Source organism: Microbacterium sp. IO18, from assembly GCF_049099505.1.
Taxonomy (GTDB): domain Bacteria; phylum Actinomycetota; class Actinomycetes; order Actinomycetales; family Microbacteriaceae; genus Microbacterium; species Microbacterium aurugineum.
Window position 1 is genome coordinate 905,302 of record NZ_JBMJAF010000002.1, and the last position, 14,236, is coordinate 919,537.

The window sequence follows — 14,236 nt, forward strand, 5'->3', positions numbered from 1 at the left end:
GAACCGACGACAGGCGTGACATCTGCTTCCGCTCAGGACGCCAGCGACGCCCCGGGGATCGCGGCGAGCAGTTCCCGCGTGTACGGATGCTGCGGGTCGTCGAAGATGCGCTCCGGCGTGCCGCTCTCCACCACGACACCGCGCTGCATGACGTGCACCTCGTCGGAGATCATCCGCACGACGGCGAGATCGTGGCTGATGAACAGGTAGCTCAGGCCCAGGCGCTTCTGCAGGTCGGCGAGCAGATCGAGGATCTGCGCCTGCACCAGCACGTCGAGCGCCGACACCGCTTCGTCGAGCACCACGAGTTCGGGCTCGAGCGCCAGGGCGCGGGCGATCGCGACGCGCTGACGCTGTCCGCCCGACAGCTCGTGGGGCAGACGCTCGGCCATCGCCGCGGGGAGGGCGACCTGTTCCAGCAGCTCGAGCACCCGTGCCTTGCGGGACGCCGTCGTGCCGATGCGGTGGACACGCAGCGGCTCGGCGATCGACTGCTCGACGGTGTAGCGGGGGTCGAGTGAGGCGTAGGGGTTCTGGAAGACGGGCTGCACCCGACGGCGCAGGGCGAACAGCTCCTTGCGGCGGAGAGTGGTCAGGTCGAGCCCGTCGAACAGGATCGATCCCGACGTGGCGTCTTCGAGCCCGAGCACCATGTTCGCGGTGGTCGACTTGCCGGACCCCGACTCCCCCACGATCGACACCGTGGTGCCCCGCCGGATCTCGAAGCTCACCCCGTCGACCGCGGTGAACGTCTGCGGTTCCCCCGCTTTGGGTGCGCGGAGCGCGAACTCCTTGCGGAGGCCACGGATCTCCACGAACGGAGTGCCCGTGGCGGCCTCGCGCTGTGGCAGGGCATCCCGGCGGGACGCGAGGCTGGGCGCCGCGGCGAGCAGCTGCTTGGTGTACTCGTGCTGCGGGGCGCCGAGAACCTGGGCGGACGTCCCCTCCTCCACCACCCGGCCACGGAACATGACGACGATGCGGTCGGCGCGCTCGGCGGCGAGGGCCAGGTCGTGGGTGATCAGGAAGACCGCGGTGCCGAGCTCATCCGTGAGCGTGTCGAGCTGGTCGAGGATGCGTCGCTGGACCGTCACGTCGAGAGCGGAGGTGGGCTCGTCGGCGATGAGCAGGCGCGGCTTGCAGGCGAGGCCCATCGCGATCAGCACGCGCTGCCGCATACCCCCGGAGAACTCGTGCGGGTACTGGTGAGCGCGCTGCGCGGCGTCCGCGATCCCCACCATCTCCAGAAGCTCGACGACCCGGGCCTTCGTGGCGTCTCCGTGCGTGTGGCCGTGCACCTCGAGGGCCTCGCCGATCTGCTCGCCCACGCGCATGAGCGGGTTGAGGTTCGACATCGGATCCTGCGGCACGAGACCGATCCCCGCGCCGCGCAGCGAGATCATCGCGTTCTCGGGCAGATCGGTCAGCTCGCGCCCGTCGAAGCGGATGCTCCCGGCTGTGATCGCGCCGTTCTCCGGCAGCAGGCGGTTGACCGCCGCGGCGGTGGTCGACTTGCCCGATCCCGACTCCCCGACGACCGCGACGGTCTCACCGGCGGCGATGTCGATGTTGACGTCGCTGATCGCGGTGACCAGCTCGGAACCGGTCCGGAAGGCGACGGCGAGACCGCTGATGCTCAGCACGGGCTCGGTGATGCTCATGATGTTCTCGTTCCTTCGTTGTCGTCCAGGAGGGCGGGGAGCACCGCGCGCCAGAGCGCCTCGATCGGTGCGGGTTCGGGGGCGAAGAGGCGGGTGCTCAGCAGCACCGCGGCGGTGCCGGTGTTCGGGACGATCCCGAGGGCACAGCCCGTGAAGCCGGGGTGCCAGAGCACGCGGGTCGGCTGTCCGGCGACGGCGACCGTGTCGCTGCGCCACCCCAGCGCCTGTCCGGCATCCGGTCCGTCGCGGAAGAGCTCGGCGACGTCGTCCGGGCCCCACAGCGCGGGATGGCGCTCGGGCGCGGCGAGCGCCGCCCCCAAGGTCAGCAGGTCGGTCGCGGTGCTGAACAGCCCCGCGTGGCCGGAGACGCCACCGAGAGCATGGAAGCAATTGCCGTCGTTCACGACGCCGGTGATCTCCTCCTCGCGCCAGGTGAAGTCCCGCGCCGCGGTGAGGATCGGGTAGGGCTCCCCCGTGGCGACCATGCGGCGTTCGGCGACGTCACCGATCGCGGACGACGCGACGGGCCGACCGGCGGGTCCGTATGCCGTGCGATCCAGGCCGAGGGGCGCGGTGACGAGCTCGCGGACGGCGGCGTCCAGAGGCAACCCGGTGACCGCCGCGATGATGCGGCCCAGGAGCATGAAGCCGAGGTCGGAGTAGTGGCGGGCGTCGTCGAGGGCGTATCGCAGCGGGATCGCATCCGCCGCGGCGGCGGGGTCGCCGGCGTGCGCACGGTCGAGGTAGAGAGGCTGCCACTCCCACAGGCCCGCACGGTGCTGCAGGAGGTGGCGCACGGTCGTTCCCTGAGCGCACGCGGTCCCCGAGACGAAGCGGTCGACCGGATCGTCGAAGCGCAGGTCGCCCCGGCTGACCAGTCTGAGGATCGCTGTCGTCGTCGCCGCGACCTTCGAGACCGAGGCGATGTCGAACGCGGTCTCGGTGGTCATCGGGATTCCGGCGAGGTCGGCCAGGCCGCCGGCCGCGATCTCACGCCCCGCCTCGGTCACGGCGCCCGCGACGACTCCGCGTGGGGCGGACTCCATCCCGAGCACGGCGGCGACGGCGGCGGCGGCGGTCATACGCGCACCTCCGCACCGCGGCCGAGGTCGCGATCGAGGTCGCGGTCGCGGTCGAGGTCGCGGTCGCGGTCGAGGTCGAGGAGGATGTCGGTCTGCGCGTCGGATGCGAGCCCGAGGATGCCCAGTCCCGTGCCCGCCCCGAGCGCCAGCACCTCACCGGACGAGGCGACCCCGCCCACCACGGGCGAGCGACGCAGCCAGGACGCCGCGTCCAGGTCGTGCACGACATCGGGGGCGACGGCCGCTGCGAGGTGGGCTGCGGCACTCACTCCGACGTGGGACTCCATCATGCAGCCGATCACGACCCCCAACCCTGCCTCTCGTGCGGCCTCCGCGGCAGCGATCGCCTCGGCCGGACCGCCCGTCTTGGCGAGCTTGATGTTCACAAGAGCGGCGGCTCCCCGATCGGCGATCACGCGCACGTCCTCGGCCGTCCGGACCGACTCGTCGGCCATGATCGGGGTGTCGACGGCCGCCGTCACCGCGGCGAGCGCGACGAGGTCATGGGCGGCGACCGGCTGCTCGACGAGTTCGAGCCCGAGGTCCGCGTCCTCGGCGGTACGGATCACGCGGATCGCGGTCTCGGCGCCCCAGGCCTGGTTCGCGTCGATGCGCAGGGTGATGTCGGGCCCGACAGCCGCGCGGACGGCCCGCAGTGCGGCCACGATGTCGTGCGCGGCCGAGGCCTTGAGCTTGAGGCAGCCGAAGCCTGCGGTGACGTACTCCTCAGAAAGCGTCGCCACCGCCTCCGGCTCTCCCACGGACAGGGTCATGTCGGTGCGGACGTGCGACGTTCGTGAGGAGTTGTGCACCGCGTGCGCGCGAGACAGGTCGGCCACGAGCGAGACCTCCTGCTGCTGGGCGGCGAGATCGGCGACCGCGCACTCGACAGCGCTGCGGGCGGCCGCATTGCCCCAGATCGACCGCGCGATGTCCCCCGGGAGCCCGGCGTCGCCGGCATCGCGACCGAGCACGGCGTCGGCGAGCGGACCTGCGACCGCGGCGGCGACGCTCTGCGGACTCTCCCCCGTGACGCGCCAGCTCGTGGCGGCTTCCCCGTATCCGCGGCGCCCCTCCGCATCGGTCGCCTCGACCAGCACGACGTCGAGACGGTCCGTCTGCCGCACGGCCGTGATGAACGGGCGCACCAGCGGGGACGACACCCGGAGCACGCGCAGACGCACCACGGCGCTCATGTCCACTCCTTGCGCATGCGCTGCTCGGGCTCGCCGAACTCCGGCTGCGTGCGGGTGGCCCCATCCGGATGCCAGCCCTTCGCCTCGTAGAAACCGATCGACGGCGCATTCGCTGCGAACACCCACAGTGTCGCGGCTTCGGCCCCGGCCTCCCGCAGCTCTGCTGTCGCCCGGGTCAGCAACGCTCCACCGATGCCGCCGCCGTGGGCACGCGGCGACACGTACAGGGAGTGCACGGCCCCGTCGATCCGCCCGTCGGTGTTCGACGTCGCCGCGTACCGGGTGATCCCGACGATCCCGCCGTCCCGCTCGGCCACGAGCACGATGCCTACCGGGTCGGAGAGCACCCGCCGCCACAGCGCCTCCGCGCGCGCGTCGGTCATGGCGTCGATCGCCGCATCGCGGAGGACGCCGCGGTAGCTCTCCCGCCAGCAGGCGAGGAACACCTCGAGCACCCCGGACAGGTCGTCCGGGGTGGCGGGGCGCACCTGGAGGGTCACGATGTCGCGGCCTCCGTGAGCACGAGGGAGTCGATGGCGGCGACGGGTTCCGGCATCTGCAGCGGACCGACGCCCGGGGTGATCGTGCCCAGGATGCGCGGCTCGCGAGCACCGGTGCCGCCCGGGACGATCGCGGGGACGCCGTGCATCGTGGACCAGCCGATCAGGGCGAGGAGGATCGCCTCCTTGCTGTCGGCCGCAGCCCCCAGCTCGTCGGCCAGCACGACCTCGGTCGCGGGCAGGGCGGCGCGCAGTCCGTCGAGGATCAGCGGGTTGCGGCAGCCGCCGCCCGACACGGCGAGGAACCCGATGCCCGCGGCCTCCACGTCGCGTGCGACCGTGCGGACGGTGAGTTCGGTCAGTGTACGCACGACATCCGCGACCGCGATCTCGCGCCCCTGCGCGGCGAGGTGCTCGTGCACGTAGCCGAGGTGGAAGTGCTCCTTGCCCGTGCTCTTGGGCGGGGTGAGCGCGTAGTAGGGGTCTTCGAGCAGAGCGACCAGCAGCGCCTCGTCGACCTGTCCGGTGCGGGCGATCGCGGCGTCGTCGTCGTAGCCGAGCGGGTTGAGGCCGTGCTCCACGATGACCGCGTCGACGAGTGCGTTCGCGGGGCCGATGTCGTAGGCGACCAGGCCGTCCTGCCGCACCACCGTCATGTTCGAGATGCCGCCCAGGTTCAGGGCGGCGGACACGCCGGCGCGTGAGCGCAGCAGCAGCTCATCGAGGAACGACACCAGCGGCGCACCGTGGCCACCGACCGTGATGTCGCGGATGCGGATGTCGGAGACCACGGGGGCACCCACCTTCTCCGCGATCCAGGCGGGCTGCCCGATCTGCAGGGTGCCCCGCGCGTGCGCGCCGTCGACCCAGTGGTACACGGTCTGTCCGTGCGAGCAGACCGCGTCGATGCCCCCCACTTCTGCGGCGATGTCGGCCGCGACGTCGGCGAACGCCTGACCGATGAGCGTGTCGAGCTCCGCGACCTCGGCGAGCGTCGTCTGCGCCGGCGGCAGCGCCGCGATCAGCCGCGACCGCAGTTCGGGGGCATACGGCACACTGGTCGCCGCGAGCACCGTGCCGCGCAGGTCCACGCCGTGCGCGGTGAAGCCGCCACTGGTCGTGAAGTCGACGACGGCGGCATCGATCCCGTCGTGCGAGGTGCCGGAGATCAGTCCGAGGACGCGCATCAGTTCTCCTCCAGTGCGGTGCGCAGCCGGCCGTCGGCGGCATGCAGTCGTGCGGTCGCCGCCGCGAGATCCTCCCCGCGGCGGATCATGATCGACGCGAGCTTCACGTCGTAGGCGGCCGATTCCAGAGCGGCCAGCGCCGCGTCCCGGTCGACCGCTGCGATGGTCTGCACCATCCGGATGGCCCGCTCACGCAGCTTGTGGTTGGTGGCCTTCACATCCACCATCAGGTTGCCGTACGCCTTGCCGTTTCGCACCATCGAGATGGTCGAGAACATGTTGAGCACGAGCTTCTGGGCCGTGCCCGACTTGAGCCGCGTCGATCCGGAGAGCACCTCGGGGCCGACCTCGACCTCGATCCCGTGCTCCGCCGTGGCACTGAGCGCGGTGCCGACGTTGCACGAGAGACCGATGCTGAGCGCTCCGAGCTCGCGTGCACGGCGGACGGCCGCGATCACATAGGGCGTGCGTCCGCTGGAGGCGATGCCGATCACGGTGTCGAGCGGACCGATGCCGGCCGCGTCGATCGCTGCAGCACCCGCGTCCGCGTCATCCTCCGCACCCTCGACGGGGTTCACGATCGCGCCGGGGCCCCCGGCCATGATCGCGAAGACGAGCTCCGGCGGCGTGCTGAACGTGGGCGGGCACTCCGAGGCGTCGAGCACACCGATGCGTCCGGGGGTTCCCGCGCCGACGTAGACCAGGCGGCCGCCCTGCGCCATGCGAGCGGCCGTCTCCTCGATGGCGGGCACGATCTGCGGCAGGGCGCGCTGCACCGCGGCGGGCACAGTGGCGTCCGCTTCGTTCATGGTCTGCGCGAGTTCCGCCACGCTCATCAGGTCGAGTTCCGCATAGCGCGGATCGCTGGCCTCCGTGGCCAGCCCGCCGAGATCCTCCCGGGTCATCGCTTTCCTCTGTTCCGGGGGTCGAGACTGTCGCGCAGCCCGTCGCCGAGCAGGTTCAGGCCGACGACGAGGAGCACCACGATCACACCGGGCGCGATCATCGTCCACGGCGCGATCGTCACGAGCGTGCGCGCCTCGAAGATCATCGAGCCGAGCGAGGGTGCCGGCGGCGGTGTGCCGAGACCGAGGAAGCTCAGCGAGGCCTCGGTGAGCACGGCCCACGACAGGGAGAGCGTGACCTGCACGATGATGATCGACGTGATGTTCGGCAGCACGTGCCGGAACATGGTCGCCATGCGACTCTGACCCGTGCTCTTGGCCGCCTTGACGTACTCGACCTCGCGCAGCGACAGCACGGGCCCTCGGGTGACGCGGATGAAGATCGGCACGTACACGATCGCGATGGCCACGGCGATGGTGAACCAGTTGCGGTCGAACACCGACGCGAGCGACAGGGCCAGCAGCAGCGGCGGGAACGCGAACAGCACGTTGGTCACCGCCGTGATCGCGCCGTCGGAGATGCCGCGGTAGAAGCCGGCGATGAGTCCGCACACGGTTCCGACGACGGTGGCGAAGGCCACCGCGACCACCGAGATCAGCGCCGAGTTGGCGACACCGGCGGCCACGCGGGAGAACACGTCGCGACCGAACTGATCGGTGCCGAACCAGTGCACGGCGGACGGCGGCTGCAGGCGGGACGGCGGATCCTGCGCGAGCGGGTCGAACGGCAGCAGCCCGAACGCCGAGACGAGGCTCAGCACCGCGAGCAGGACGACGATGATGAGGCCCGTGAGTCCACTGCGACTGCGCAGCAGGAGACGCACGCGCTCCATGCTGCGCCCGCCGCCGGGGGCGAGGGTCGGAGTCTGAGAGATGTCGGTCATGCGGCACGCACCCGAGGATCGATGACCCGGTAGAGCAGGTCGGTGAGCAGGTTGACGATGACGAAGGCGAGCGCGATCACGAGGACGGTGCTCTGCACGAGTGCGTATTCCTTCTGCTGGATGCCGAGGAGCACCTGTCGCCCGATGCCGGGGAGCGAGAAGATCTGCTCCACCACCACGGCGCCGCCGAGGAGGTAGCCGAACTGCAGGCCGGTCATCGTGACGATGGGAACCAGGGCGTTGCCGAGCACGTGACGCACCTGCAGCCGCCGCGGCGGGACGCCCTTCGCCCTGGCCGTGCGGATGAAGTCGTTGGCGCGGATCTCGAGCACCGCGGTGCGGGTCGTGCGCATGATCGGCGCGGCGATGCCGAAGCCGAGCACGATCGAGGGCAGCAGCATCTGCTGGAGGTTCAGCAGCGGGTCCTCGAACAGCGTGGCGTAGGCCTGACCGTTCGGGTTGAAGCCGAACGAGGAGGCGAGGATCGCCAGGAGCGCCGTCCCGAGCAGGAACGCGGGGATCGAGAGACCGGCGAGGCCGACGACCTGTCCGACGCCGTCGCGGAACGAGTCGGGCTTCGAGGCGGAGAGCATTCCGAGGGGGATGCCGATGGCCAGGGCGATCACGATCGAGAAGATCGCGAGCTCGAAGGTGACGGGAAGAGCGGCGGCAGTGAGATCGAGGACGCTCGTCTGTGCTCGAGAGGAGAAACCGAGGTTGCCGGTGAAGATGTTGCCCAGCCAGGAGAAGAACTGCACGAAGAGCGGCTGGTCGAGCCCGTAGTAGGCCTCGAGGGCTGCGCGTTGCGACGGAGTGAGGGCGGCCGCCTCCGTGCCGAGGCCGGAGCTGATCTGATCGCCGGGGATGGCCCGCAGCATCAGGAAGACGAAGATGGCGACGCCGAGGAGCGTGCCGAGTGCGGCGACGATGCGTCGCAGCACGCTGTTGCGGAGGAGCTGTCTGAACATGCGCGTGTGGGGGTGCCTGTCGTCGGGGAGGGAGGGGGCGCGGGGTGGCCGCGCCCCCTCCGATCCGCTACTTGATGGAGGTGGTCCGCAGGTACTGCAGCGAGCCGTTCGCCATCGGGACGAAGCCGTCGACGGTCGAGGAGGTCGCGGTGTAGGTGTAGCTCGTGAACAGCCAGATCCACGCGGCGTTGTCCTCGAGGTTCTCGGAGACCTGCGCGTAGATGTCCTTGCGCTTCTCCGGGTCGGCCGTCTGGCGACCCTCGGCGAAGAGCGCGTCGAGCTCGGGCGAGGAGTATCCGGCGACCTTGTTCAGGTTTCCGGTGCTGGTGAAGTAGCGGCCGTACATGCCGTCGGGGTCGGGACGACCGCCGTTGAGGGCGACGGCGGCGTCGAAGTCGGCCGCGATCCAGCGGTCGACGAACGCGCCGGACTCGAGCACCTCGAGGTCGAGCGTGATGTTCGCGTCGGCCAGCTGCGCCTTGAGGTTCTGGGCCTCGTTCACCGACGTCGCGTACTCACCCTGGGAGACGATCGTCTTGATGGTGACGCCGTCCTCCTTGCCCGCCTTCTTCAGGTACTCGGCGGCCTTGTCGAGATCGCGCTCGGGGCACGGCCGCGCCTCGGGGTCGGACTTGTACGCGGGAGAGGTGATGGGACCGGTGACTTCGCCCTCGCCGAGAGCTGCCGTGTCGAGCACCTCCTGGCGGTCGATCGCGCACTGCATCGCGAGTCGCACGTTGACGTCGGTCAGGTCACCGCGCGTGGCGTTCAGCTGCAGCGCGTGGTAGCTCAGCTGCGGGGTCGTGGCGACCTCGACGTTCGCGCCCTCGGCGGTCTGTGCGACCAGCGGGTCGTCGAAGACGGCCAGCTGCACGTTGCCGGACTGCATCGCCGACACGATCGACGACTCGTCGGGGATCACCCGGAACTCGACGGTGTCGAGCAGCGCCGCGTCGCCCCAGTAGTCCTCGTTCTTCGCCAGCGTGATCGACTGGCTCGCCTTGCGGTCGTCGAGGATGAAGGGACCGGTGCCGTTGGGCGTGGTGTTCAGCCCCTCTTCGGTGTCGTCCGAGGAGAGCATCGCCATGTTGATCACGGCGAGGTTCGCGGGAAGCGCGGCGTCGGGAGCGCTCAGGGTGAGGGTGACGGTGTTCTCGTCGGTGGCCTCGACCGCGGTGACGGAGGCGAGAGAGCTCGCTGCGACGGCCGCCGTCTCCTCGGCGGCGATGGCGTCGAGAGAGTACTTGACGTCTTCGGAGCCGAAGGTGCTGCCGTCCGCGTAGGTGACGCCCTCGCGCAGGTGGAAGGTCACGGTGAGGCCGTCTTCCGAGACGTCCCACGACTCGGCGAGGCCGGGGACCACGTTGAGGTCCTCATCGAACTCGGTCAGCGTGCCGTACAGGTTCTGCAGGACGTTGACGGCCTGGAACTGCGTCGCCTTCCAGGGGAAGAGCGTGTCGGGATCGCTCGTGACGCCGATGACGAGGTCACCGCCGGCCTCACCCGTCGACGGGGTGTCGGACGCGGGTGCGGAACAACCGGTGATCACGAGCGCCAAAGCGACACCCGTGGCTGTGAGAGCGCCGAATGACGCCCGCCGTGCTGTGCTCATTGCTGATTCCTCCTGGCTGGGACGCGTCGCCGTGGCGTCGGGTCAGGCTCTGTCGCCTGCCGCCCGCGAACATCGTCGGTCTGGGTTGGTACTAAAAGTACACGACAGACACTACTGATGTAACAGAAGTTCCTCTACTGTTATGAACAGCGATCGGAGACCCTATGCCCCACGAAGCCGCCCGCGATGATGCCGGCGCACACCCCGTGCTCGTCCGCATGCGTGCGATCCGTCCCGAGCTGCGTCCGAGCGAGCAGCGCATCGCCGACCTCTTCCTCGCCGATCCGGCGGGGACCGCCGGACTCTCCATCGCCGAACTCGCCCAGCGCTGCGACACCTCGACCACCTCGGTGGTGAGGTTCTGCAAGCGCCTCGGCTACGAGCACGTGCGCGAGCTGCGCAACCACGTGCTGCGCGACGTCGAACGCGAGACGTTCGACACGGCCGCGCTCCCCGCCGTCTCCGGCGACATCGACCGCAACGACACGCTGTCCGACATCGTCGCGAAGGTGTCGCTGGCCGAGACCCTCTCGCTCGCGGACACCGCCAAGGTGCTCGACACGGAGTCACTGCGCGCTTCCGTCGACGCCATCACGTCCTCGACCAGGGTCGACATCTTCGGTGTGGGTGCGAGCTCCATCGTCGGACTCGACCTGCAACGCAAGCTCACCCGGATCGGGCGCACGGCACTGGACTGGTCGGACCCGCATGCCGCCTGGACCTCGGCGGCGACGCTCGGCCCCGGCAACGTCGCGATCGCGGTGTCGCACACCGGCACCACGACCGACACGATCGAGTTCCTGCTGCTCGCCCGCCAGACCGGGGCGACGACGATCGCGATCACGAACCATGCCGGCGCTCCACTGGCCGACCAGGCGGACATCGTCCTGACGACCGCCGCGCGCGAGACCGGCTTCCGGTCGGGTGCCCTCGGCAGCCGGATCGCCCAGCTGATGGTGGTCGACTGCATCTTCATCGGCGTCGCACAGTCGAACTACGACCGCTCGATGGAGGCTCTGCGCGACACCTTCGCCGCCGTCCACCGCGTGCGGAAGACGGGGGCGTGACCGCCCGCACCCGGCGAGCGCGAGCGGGGCTGTTCACCGCCTTCGCGGGCCTCGGGGTCACGGCCGCCTTCGTCCCCGCGGTCCTGCCCTCCACCGAACGCGCGATGGCGACCGACCTCAGCGCCGCGGTCCCCGCCCTCTTCGGCGGGCTCTTGATCGGAGTCTTGAGCTCAGGCCCGCTCTTGATGCGCCGTCCACCGCGCACCACGCTGATGCTCGGCAGTGCCCTCCAAGCCGTGGCGATCATCGCCGCGGCCGTGGCAGACGCCCCCGCCGTGTTCATCGCCGCGGCCGCCGTCGCCGGATTCGGATTCGGGCTGGTGGAGGCCTCGGGATCCGTGGCGGCGAAGTCCGTGGCCGCCGGCAGCGCGACGGGACTGCTCAGCGCTCTGCTCGGCACGGTCGCGGTGTGCGCCGCGGTCACGCCCCTGCTCGTCGCCGTGGGGTCCGGAACGCGTCCGCTGCTCGGCATCCTGGCGATCGTGCCGCTCCTGGCGCTGGCGATGCTCGCGGGACCGGCGGCCCCGACCTCCCCCGCCGAGACTCCCGCACATCGGGACGTTCGCGGGCTGCTCGCGCTCCTGCCCTTCGCCGTCGCACTCCCCCTGTACGTCGGCGTCGAGACCGTGCTCTCCGGGTGGTCGGCGGTGATCCCGGAGCGGATCCTCGCGGTCGATCCGGGCCTCGCCGCGCTGGGGACCTCGGCGTTCTGGACACTCATGGCCGTCGGGCGGTTCAGCGCGGCGGGACTGCGCCGCCTCTCCGTCTCACCGATCGTGATCCTCGTGTCCGCCACGGGGGCCGCGGCGGTCCTGATGGCGACCGCGGGGATACTGGTGGAGTCCGCGCCGGAAGTGGCGCTCGGCGCGCTGGCCGCCGTGGTCGTCCTCCTCGCACCCAGCTACGGCCTCATCCTGGGACTCGCCCTCGATCGTCTCGACCCCGCGCGCAGCGCTGCGGTGACCGGCGCGCTCGTCGCCTGCGGGGCCGTCGGAGGGACGTTCGTGCCGACGGTGATCCTCCTGATCGGACGGGATCCGGCATCGAGTACGACGTTCCTCGTGTCTGCCGGGCTGTGCGCGCTCATCCCGGTGCTGATGCTGGTCGCCGCGCGTTCCCCTCGTCGGGCTTCCGTACGCTGACATCTCCTGCACACCCGCCGATATCGTCGAGCCCTTCACGGATGCCGGAATACCGGAGCACCCACCCGCGAGTCCGGCGTAACGTCGACGACACACCCATCCGCAGCGAGGAGAGCACGCGTTGTCCACCGAGGTCCTGGCGATCATCATCAGCGCGATCGGCGTCGTGCTGACGATCACCGCGAGCCTCTTCGCTGCTGGCGCCTGGATGGTCCGCCGCATCGATGACCGCATCGATGCCGTCGATGAGAAACTCAGCACCCGCATCGATGCCGTCGACGAAAAGCTCAGCACCCGCATCGACGCCGTCGACGAAAAGCTCAGCACCCGCATCGACGCCGTCTCCGAAACTCTGACCGCCCGCATCGACGCCGTCTCCGAAACTCTGACCGATCGCATCGATGCCGTATCCGGAACTCTGACCGCCCGGATCGATGCGGTCGCGGCCGATGTCACCGACCTGAAAGTCGCCGTCGCCCGGCTCGAAGGACCACCCCGACACCTGCTCACTGCGCGCCGGTGAGCAGGGCGTGCGGTGCCTACCGGAGCACGAGAGCAGCGGCGCCGATGAGCGGCCCTTCGTCGCCGAGCCCCGAGCGCACGACGCGGGTACGGCGCGAGTACTCGTGGGCCGCGCTCGCGGTGAGTGCCTGCTGCACGAGGTCGATGTAGTCCGACGACACTCGCGAGAATCCGCCGCCGATGGCGACCACGTCGAGGTCGACGAGGGTCGCGGCATCCGCCAGCGCCTCCCCCACTTCGCGGGCCGAACGCTCGATCGCCGCTCGCGCGAGGGGATCGCCGGCCGCCGAGTCCCGCGCGAGGTCTTCGCCGGTGGCGCCGGTCCACCCCTGTTGCTGGGCCCATGCGGCGCTCGCGGGACCCGAGGCGATCTCCTCGAGCGTCAGGCCGCCCTCACGACGCACCTGACCGAGGTGACCGGCATTGCCGGTGGCTCCGGGAATGTAGGCGCCGTTCGCGACGAAGCCGCCGCCGACGCCGGTCGAGACCACGATCGACAGCGAGGCGCCGGCGCCCTGCGTGGCGCCGAGCCACGATTCCGCGAGCGCGAGAGCACCGCCGTCGTGGCCGAGCACGGTGCGCACGTCGCCCCCGAGGACGGTGGACGCCGCGGCGCGGACCGCCTCTTCCAGGACGAAGCCGCGCGCGAGCGGCATGTTCACCGGCATGATCGCGCCGAGGGAGCGGTCGACGGGACCGGCACTGCCGATACCCGCGCCGACGAGCTCCGCGTCGGCCGGAAGGGCGGCGAGCGCGTGCTCGACGATCGCGACGACGGCCGCGTCCAGAGACTCGAACGTGGCGTCCCGACCGGTCGGCTGGCGACTGCGACTCCCCGGGAGCAGTCGGCCGTCCTCCGCGACGAGCGCGGCCTCCATCTTCGTGCCGCCCACATCGACGGCGAGCGCGTAGCGCGTCACTGGGGGTCGAGCCCGAGGTCGTCGAGGTCGAAGGCCGCGCGCCATTCCAGGCCCTCGGCTTCGATCGCGGCCTGTGCGCCGGTCTTCCGGTCGACGATCACGGCGACCGCGACGATCTCGGCGCCTTCTTTGCGCAGGGCTTCGACGGCTTTGAGCGCAGACTGGCCCGTGGTCGAGGTGTCTTCGAGCACCACGACGCGCTTGCCCTTGACGTCTGCGCCCTCGATCTGACGACCGCGTCCGTGGTCCTTGGGCTCCTTGCGCACGACGAAGGCGTCGAGCGGGGTGTCGGTGGCGACCGACGCGTGCAGCACCGCGTTCGCGATGGGGTCGGCGCCGAGTGTCAGCCCGCCGACCGCCACGACGTCGAGGTCGCCGATCAGGTCGAGCATGATGCGGCCGATCGCGGGAGCGGCTCGGTGGTCCAGGGTGAGCTTGCGCATGTCGACGTAGTACGTCGCCTGCTTGCCGCTGGAGAGGGTGAAGTCGCCGTGGAACACCGCCTCATCCTTGATGAGGTCGAGGAGTGTCTGGCGGTCTGCGTCGAGTGCGGTCACGGCATCCAGTGTAGGAGGCACACCCTAGGCTTG

General features: G+C 70.5%; 14 protein-coding genes. 3 read left to right on the forward strand and 11 right to left on the reverse strand.

The window, feature by feature from the left end; all coding sequences use genetic code 11:
• Positions 1–32 precede the first annotated feature (32 nt).
• The 9 genes from ACLF6J_RS16130 to ACLF6J_RS16170 form a co-directional block, all read right to left on the reverse strand.
• The gene (locus ACLF6J_RS16130) at positions 33–1,661 is read right to left on the reverse strand and encodes an ABC transporter ATP-binding protein (protein ID WP_134352388.1); all 1,629 of its coding nucleotides are present in this window, start codon (positions 1,659–1,661) and stop codon (positions 33–35) included.
• Positions 1,658–2,743, reverse strand: a complete 1,086-nt coding sequence (locus ACLF6J_RS16135) for a serine hydrolase domain-containing protein (RefSeq protein WP_134352389.1) — start codon at positions 2,741–2,743, stop codon at positions 1,658–1,660. The genes ACLF6J_RS16130 and ACLF6J_RS16135 overlap by 4 nt, the downstream gene beginning before the upstream one ends.
• On the reverse strand, positions 2,740–3,939 hold the full coding sequence (locus ACLF6J_RS16140; protein ID WP_134352390.1) for an enolase C-terminal domain-like protein: 1,200 nt from the start codon (positions 3,937–3,939) through the stop codon (positions 2,740–2,742). The genes ACLF6J_RS16135 and ACLF6J_RS16140 overlap by 4 nt, the downstream gene beginning before the upstream one ends.
• The gene (locus ACLF6J_RS16145; protein WP_166804665.1) at positions 3,936–4,439 is read right to left on the reverse strand and encodes a GNAT family N-acetyltransferase; all 504 of its coding nucleotides are present in this window, start codon (positions 4,437–4,439) and stop codon (positions 3,936–3,938) included. The genes ACLF6J_RS16140 and ACLF6J_RS16145 overlap by 4 nt, the downstream gene beginning before the upstream one ends.
• Positions 4,436–5,626 (reverse strand): anhydro-N-acetylmuramic acid kinase, encoded by a 1,191-nt coding sequence (locus tag ACLF6J_RS16150; RefSeq protein ID WP_134352392.1) that lies wholly within the window; start codon positions 5,624–5,626, stop codon positions 4,436–4,438. Before ACLF6J_RS16150 ends, ACLF6J_RS16145 begins: the two co-directional genes overlap by 4 nt.
• Complete coding sequence (gene murQ, locus ACLF6J_RS16155) at positions 5,626–6,531, reverse strand: N-acetylmuramic acid 6-phosphate etherase (protein WP_134352393.1); 906 nt, start codon at positions 6,529–6,531, stop codon at positions 5,626–5,628. Before murQ ends, ACLF6J_RS16150 begins: the two co-directional genes overlap by 1 nt.
• Positions 6,528–7,415, reverse strand: a complete 888-nt coding sequence (locus ACLF6J_RS16160) for an ABC transporter permease (RefSeq protein WP_052193357.1) — start codon at positions 7,413–7,415, stop codon at positions 6,528–6,530. The genes murQ and ACLF6J_RS16160 overlap by 4 nt, the downstream gene beginning before the upstream one ends.
• Positions 7,412–8,383 carry an ABC transporter permease gene (locus tag ACLF6J_RS16165; protein WP_047521078.1) on the reverse strand — a complete coding sequence of 324 codons (972 nt, stop codon included), beginning with the start codon at positions 8,381–8,383 and terminating at the stop codon, positions 7,412–7,414. The genes ACLF6J_RS16160 and ACLF6J_RS16165 overlap by 4 nt, the downstream gene beginning before the upstream one ends.
• A gap of 67 nt (positions 8,384–8,450) precedes the next feature.
• Positions 8,451–9,995 carry an ABC transporter substrate-binding protein gene (locus ACLF6J_RS16170; protein WP_134352394.1) on the reverse strand — a complete coding sequence of 515 codons (1,545 nt, stop codon included), beginning with the start codon at positions 9,993–9,995 and terminating at the stop codon, positions 8,451–8,453.
• Positions 9,996–10,159: 164 nt separating this feature from the next.
• On the opposite strand from ACLF6J_RS16170, the gene ACLF6J_RS16175 reads away from it, so the two are divergent.
• The 3 genes from ACLF6J_RS16175 (at position 10,160) to ACLF6J_RS16185 (ending at position 12,727) form a co-directional block, all read left to right on the forward strand.
• Positions 10,160–11,062 carry a MurR/RpiR family transcriptional regulator gene (locus ACLF6J_RS16175; RefSeq protein WP_131494346.1) on the forward strand — a complete coding sequence of 301 codons (903 nt, stop codon included), beginning with the start codon at positions 10,160–10,162 and terminating at the stop codon, positions 11,060–11,062.
• Entirely contained in the window at positions 11,059–12,204 is a 1,146-nt protein-coding gene (locus ACLF6J_RS16180; RefSeq protein WP_134352395.1) for an MFS transporter, read from the forward strand. Before ACLF6J_RS16175 ends, ACLF6J_RS16180 begins: the two co-directional genes overlap by 4 nt.
• 121 nt (positions 12,205–12,325) lie before the next feature.
• Complete coding sequence (locus tag ACLF6J_RS16185) at positions 12,326–12,727, forward strand: hypothetical protein (protein WP_134352396.1); 402 nt, start codon at positions 12,326–12,328, stop codon at positions 12,725–12,727.
• 16 nt (positions 12,728–12,743) lie between these two features.
• Here the strand turns inward: ACLF6J_RS16185 and ACLF6J_RS16190 are convergent, their stop codons facing one another.
• The gene (locus tag ACLF6J_RS16190; protein WP_134352397.1) at positions 12,744–13,646 is read right to left on the reverse strand and encodes an ROK family protein; all 903 of its coding nucleotides are present in this window, start codon (positions 13,644–13,646) and stop codon (positions 12,744–12,746) included.
• Entirely contained in the window at positions 13,643–14,203 is a 561-nt protein-coding gene (gene pyrE, locus ACLF6J_RS16195) for an orotate phosphoribosyltransferase (protein WP_131494342.1), read from the reverse strand. The genes ACLF6J_RS16190 and pyrE overlap by 4 nt, the downstream gene beginning before the upstream one ends.
• Positions 14,204–14,236: the final 33 nt, after the last annotated feature.